The 5,352-nt window shown below is 61.5% G+C and carries 4 protein-coding genes and 1 pseudogene; all 5 read right to left on the bottom strand.

The window, feature by feature from the left end:
- Window positions 1-184, bottom strand: a pseudogene (locus tag Q0176_RS03055) (DDE-type integrase/transposase/recombinase); the annotation flags it as partial.
- A 45-nt stretch (window positions 185-229) separates the two neighbouring features.
- Window positions 230-868: a hypothetical protein gene (locus tag Q0176_RS03050; protein ID WP_299299130.1), complete on the bottom strand. Its 639-nt coding sequence runs from the start codon at window positions 866-868 to the stop codon at window positions 230-232.
- A 126-nt stretch (window positions 869-994) separates the two neighbouring features.
- Window positions 995-3,349 carry a Smr/MutS family protein gene (locus Q0176_RS03045; protein ID WP_299299129.1) on the bottom strand — a complete coding sequence of 785 codons (2,355 nt, stop codon included), beginning with the start codon at window positions 3,347-3,349 and terminating at the stop codon, window positions 995-997.
- Between the two features lie 9 nt (window positions 3,350-3,358).
- A complete protein-coding gene (locus Q0176_RS03040) occupies window positions 3,359-3,976 on the bottom strand; it encodes a CvpA family protein (protein WP_299299128.1) in 618 nt (205 codons plus the stop codon).
- A gap of 307 nt (window positions 3,977-4,283) precedes the next feature.
- The gene (locus tag Q0176_RS03035) at window positions 4,284-5,225 is read right to left on the bottom strand and encodes a DUF4198 domain-containing protein (RefSeq protein ID WP_299299127.1); all 942 of its coding nucleotides are present in this window, start codon (window positions 5,223-5,225) and stop codon (window positions 4,284-4,286) included.
- Window positions 5,226-5,352: the final 127 nt, after the last annotated feature.

Here is a 5,352-nt window from a genome sequence, read left to right as displayed (position 1 = left end):
CCGTGTTGAATATCTCAGGCTTACCCCGCCTCAATGCCGCCTCCAGCGCCCTCACGCAGAATTCGCTGTCCTGGCTGTTCGACAACTCCCACGACAGCACATAACGGCTGTGCCAGTCCATTACCGCCGCCAGGTACATGTACCCCTGCCTCAGAGGAATATACTTAATATCCGTGCTCCATACATGGAACACGCGAGCGGAACGCCGCAGGCCGCTCCCTTCATTCGTCTATCCTTCTTTGCCGTTGAAGCAACGCAAATCCGGATAGCCGCTCAACAACTCAGCGACTATTTCCACTTCAAGTGATTTTTGTCGGGTAAAAAACGTAAAACCGAAATGATGATGCGGAGCGATAAGCATCTTATGAGTCGGCGCAAATAAACATAAATCCGAAATTCCTCTGAAAGCTCCTTCTACGATCATCTCCAGCGGCCCGGTGTCATCTTCGATGTTCGTTTTTATACCGGAGCGCTCATTCTTTCGAACATTGTTTTTCCGCAAAAAAGCATAGATTTCCTCGTAAATATCATTATGCTCCACATCATCGGATGAAAACGGGCTGTATCGGTAACATGGCGCTATAATCAACTCTTGAATATTTTTGAAATGGAGATATTCAAGTAGAAAGTCGATCGTTTCCTGCATATCCCTATAAAACTGCCGTCTTGTTCCATGGAAGTCTGCGGTGCCGTCATCGTAGCTTCCATCTTCATATACCTTTATTCCATAAAAGCCGTCATAACCATGGTTCCAATTATGAACATGATACACTCTAAAAGCGGGTGTATTCTCAATTTCGTCGAGATCGAGCCCTATGCCGCATTGGCGCAAAGCCTTATTCAATTCATTGAGACGAATCTTTTCCATAAGCTGATGCGAGCCTCCAAAGATATTTCCATCCGCACCTGCATTGATATGCCCAGACCCTCTCGGTGGTTTCATATTGCCCGTTGCATTTGGCTCGACAATCTAGCCTCCGATTGAAAGATGAGATCAGGCAAAGGTCACGACGGTGACCCCATAACCTCCCTCTCCCGCACCGCCCAGGCGGTAGTCCTTGACGTACTTGAGGCGCGCGCAGAGTGCATGGACCTCCCGGCGCAGGATCCCCTCGCCGCGCCCGTGGATGACGACGACGCTCGCGTGGTGGGCGCGGTAGGCCCGGTCCAGGTAGTTCGCGAGCAGCGGCAGGGCCTCGTCCACGCTCATGCCCCGCAACATGATGGAGGAGGGCACCGTCTCGCGGCCCATCAGGGCGGTGGTGTCCGCGGGCGGCAGGGCCACCTTGGCCTTCCGGTCCGTGGCTACCAGCCGCTCGACCGGGACCTCCAGGTGCATGGGCCCCGCGGCCAGACGCGCCTTGCCGTTCGACACGGATTCGACCAGCCCGACGACCCCGCTGCCGGCCACCTGGACCGTCACCCCGGGCTCGACGACGAAGGACTTCGGCCGGGCCTCGATCTCCCGCTCCTCACGCCTGGCCTGGCGCCGCTCCATTCCCTTCCGGAGCCTGTGAATCTGCTGCCGTCTGTCGTTCAGTTCCCGATGCGCCGCCGTCTTCACCGCCCCCTCCAGGTCCCGGATCATGCCGCGCGAGGTCTCCTCGGCCCGGCTCAACAGGTTCGCGGCGCGGCGGTCCGCCGCCTCCATGATCTTGTCCCTCTGAAAGTCTATCTCCGCCACGCGGTCCCTGTAGAGCTGCTTCAGGCGCTCCGTCTCCCGGACCGCCTCCCGGAACTCGTGCTCCTCACGCTCCAGGGCCGCCCGGCGTTCGTTCAGCTCCCCCATCAGGTCCTCCGCGGAGGCCGCGCGGGCGTCCAGGGCCCCCTGGGCCAGCTTCAGCACGGACTCCGGCATGCCGTAGCGCCGCGCGATCATCAGCGCGTTGCTCTTGCCCGGGACCCCCATCAGCAGGCGGTAGGTCGGGGAGAGGCGCTCGGCGTCGAACTCCATGCTGGCCGTCTCCACCCCGGGGGTCGTCAGGGCGTACTGCTTGATCGGGTTGTGGTGCGTCGTCGCCAGGACCAGGCTGCCCTTCTGCCGGAGCGTCTCCAGAATCGCCACGCCCAGCGCCGCGCCCTCCTGCGGGTCGGTCCCAGCGCCCAGCTCGTCCAGCAGGACGACGGAGGAGCGCGTCGCGGAGCCGAGGATCCCGATGATGTTTCTGAGGTGCGCGCTGAAGGTGGAGAGGTTCTGCTCGATGCTCTGCTCGTCTCCGATATCGGCGTGGAGGGCGTCGAAGTTCCCGACCTCCGAGCCGTCCCGGGCCGGAATGGGGAGCCCCGACCAGGCCATCGCCAGGCACACCCCGGCGGTCTTGAGCACGACCGTCTTGCCCCCCGTGTTGGGCCCCGTGACGACCAGCGTCCCGAAGGAATCGCCGCAGCGGATGTCCACGGGCACGGCGGCCCCCCGGAGCAGCGGGTGCCGGGCCCCGACCAGCCTGAAGGCCCGCTTGCGGGTCAGCTCCGGCATCACCCAGCCCTCGGTGCGCATCAGGGAGTCGGACGCGCAGAAGAGGTCCAGGTCGCCCAGGACGTTCTCCGCATCGACGATCGCCCGCTCCCGCGCGAGGACCCTGCGGGTGAGCTCCAGAAGGATGAGGCGCTCCTCGTCGCGCTCGTCCCGCGTCTTGAGCATCAGCCCGTTGTTGACGGAGGAGAGCATCCGGGGCTCCATGTAGACGGAGTTCCCCGACCCGGAGCGGTCGACGGCCAGACCTGGAAAGCGGTTGATGTACTCCTGGCGCACCAGCAGCAGGAACCTCCCGTCCCGCCAGGCCAGGGAGCGCTCCTGCAGCATGTTCAGAATATGGGGGTCCTCGAGCAGGCGCGCGGCCGTGCGGCGGCCCGAGCGTTTCAGGGCCTCCAGTTCCCCGCGGATCGTCTGGAGCTTGGGCGAGGCGCCGTCGGCCAGGCGTCCGGAGTCCTCGACCACGGCCAGCGCCTCGAGCTCCGGCGAGAAGTCGCGGAGCCTTCCCCGAAGGGCCTCCAGGATGGGAAAGTCCTCCACGGCCCCGGTCAGCTCTCCGCGGACGCGCTTCGCCGCCTCCAGGAGGGCCCGGACCGACAGAAGCTCCTCGCCCGAGAGGATGCCGCTGCGCTTCGCCCCCTCGAAGAGGGGCGATACCGGAGCGAGCGCCGCGTTCCAGGATATCTCCCCGCAGCGGTCGACGAAGTCGATCCAGCCCCGCAGGAGGGCGGCGCGCTTTTCGAGCTGTTCGAGGGTCCTGCAGGGAGAGGCCCCCTCCAGGGCGCGCACGCCGAGCTCCCCCCTCAGCCGCTCCCTGAAGGGCGCGAGGGCCTTATGGAACTCCAGAAGCTCGAGGACGGAGGGAGCTGCAATCATAGCCGGCTCTCAGTTTCCCTCCTTCGCGGGAGCATCGGAGCTGGCCACGTCCCGGGAAGCGACGTCGGACGAGACGAGCGTTTTCTGGACGAACGAGACCCCGAGGTCCGCGGAGACCAGACGGTTCATATCCACCCAGCCGCGGTCGGACAGGAAGGTGATCACGGGCGGCCACACGACCGCAGCTCCCCTCATGGCGTAGCTCTCCCTCAGCCAGTCCGAGGGAAGGATGGGGGAGAAGATGGACACGACGCCGTAGATGAAGAGGATGACGAAAAAGGTGCGCAGGGCGCCCGCGAACGTCCCGAAGAAGTGATCGACCATCGACAGGTTCGCGGCCTGGATCAGCAGGCGCAGGAGATGTCCCAGGAAGGTAAAGAGCAGGGAGACGCCCACGAAGATGACCACGGCGCAGATCAGGGCGACGAGCGTGGGGTCCCAGGAGGGGAAGTACCCCAGGAGGAACTCGGCCGCGGGCCGGGCGCAGGTCCATCCGCAGAAGACGCTGGCGATGAGGCCAATCAGGGCGATGAGCTCGCCGGACAGCCCACGGAGAGCACCGCGGACGACAAAAAAGGCCAAGAGACAACCCGCTGCGATATCGAACATCAAGGCAATATTCATCATAATGTCTTCTCCTTCGTTATTTTGTCCGGGTACCCGGCGGAGGCGTCGGGGTACCGACAGGAGTCGAAAAAAGACCGATCCCGACTCCACAGGGGAATTATAACGCAACCCGGCGGCAAGGGCGAAAAAAAGCCCCCCGCGCTATGTAAAACCTGCGGGAGGCACTTTCTACGGATTGTATGCTATACGCGTTGCGGAGATGGGCTGTGGATCGGGCCGATGGGGGCCATGCGCACGAAACAAATCGCTTGAGAAGCACTTTCGCGTTATAAAAGCGTGTTGCTTGAGTTACCTGGAACCACGTTACCTAGAACCTGGAAGAACGACGTCCTCCGATAAGCCCGGATGCAGCCACCGCTGCAAGGAGCATGATGCCGAAACCGCTGTTGCAGCCGCTCCCCCCGCTCTTCTCGGAGGAAGCCGAAGCCTCGGGGACATCGACGATCAAGGTTGTGGCGGAATAGTCGAAATTCCTGTCCGCTCCCGACACGGGGATACCGTGCATGATCCCGAAACAGTTATACCCCGCGTGCTTTATGGTGAACTCGAAGGTTCCGTCCGCCGCGGTCTTTGCAATCTCCTTGGTATTCGTGGGGCCCTCATCGCCTATGACGGACGGGGACTGCTGGTCGGCCCACTCCACCTCGGCCTTGGGCAGGGGGTTGCCCTTGAACAGAGCCTTGAACTTAACCGTCTTCCCAACGGAGAACTCGGCAACCTCGCTCATCGGTACGATCTCGAGCACTTCACCGCCGCCCGCCGACTTCGTGGACAGGCCGTCCGCCTTTGCATTCAGGATCTGCTTCGAGTACCCCCAATAGAGCATCTTCATTTTGGGGGACGGAACGTAAGGGACCTTATTTACCCTTGCTTCGAGGATAACCGTGCCCTCTTTGTTCAACACCGCACGGGACACGTGGGAATCCGTGCCCGTTTCCACGCCGGCTCCGGGCTCGTCGTGGTCCTTGAAGGCCGGGAAATTCTGGGACGTTCCATCTTTGTAAAGAAAGCGGGCCGAGAAGATATCGGAGCCCAGCTTCAGGTGCGCCGCCCCGGCCTGGACCTTCAAAAATTCCTCGGTGAAGGACAGCTTGGCCTGATGTTCCCTGCCAACGGGCACGGCATGGAGCGTCGTGTCGGGAATTATGGAAAAGAAATGCGCCTCGGCCGGCATCGCTCCCAACAGAAAAACGAATAAGGCACACAAAACTCCAGAGCCCTTACGGTTCTGCACTGCTCTGTTCAACATGAACAACACTCCTTATCCTGGTTATCCTGCCTGGTTATTCCTGGTCTCCATGCCATGGGCCTCGACCGGTTTCCCCCAATAAAACTTAAATGATATAAGGCCTCGAAACTTCATTCAAAACAAGACC

This window comes from uncultured Fretibacterium sp., assembly GCF_938040765.1.
GTDB lineage: Bacteria > Synergistota > Synergistia > Synergistales > Aminobacteriaceae > CAJPSE01.
Note: the sequence above shows the minus strand (reverse complement) of the source record. Positions and strands in the feature narration are given on the sequence as shown.

Excerpts from the sequence above, each read along its gene's own strand:
- Q0176_RS03050 (WP_299299130.1), bottom strand. The coding sequence starts at position 868 with ATGGAAAAGATTCGTCTCAATGAATTGAATAAGGCTTTGCGCCAATGC.
- Q0176_RS03045 (WP_299299129.1), bottom strand. The coding sequence starts at position 3,349 with ATGATTGCAGCTCCCTCCGTCCTCGAGCTTCTGGAGTTCCATAAGGCC.
- Q0176_RS03040 (WP_299299128.1), bottom strand. The coding sequence starts at position 3,976 with ATGATGAATATTGCCTTGATGTTCGATATCGCAGCGGGTTGTCTCTTG.
- Q0176_RS03035 (WP_299299127.1), bottom strand. The coding sequence starts at position 5,225 with ATGTTGAACAGAGCAGTGCAGAACCGTAAGGGCTCTGGAGTTTTGTGT.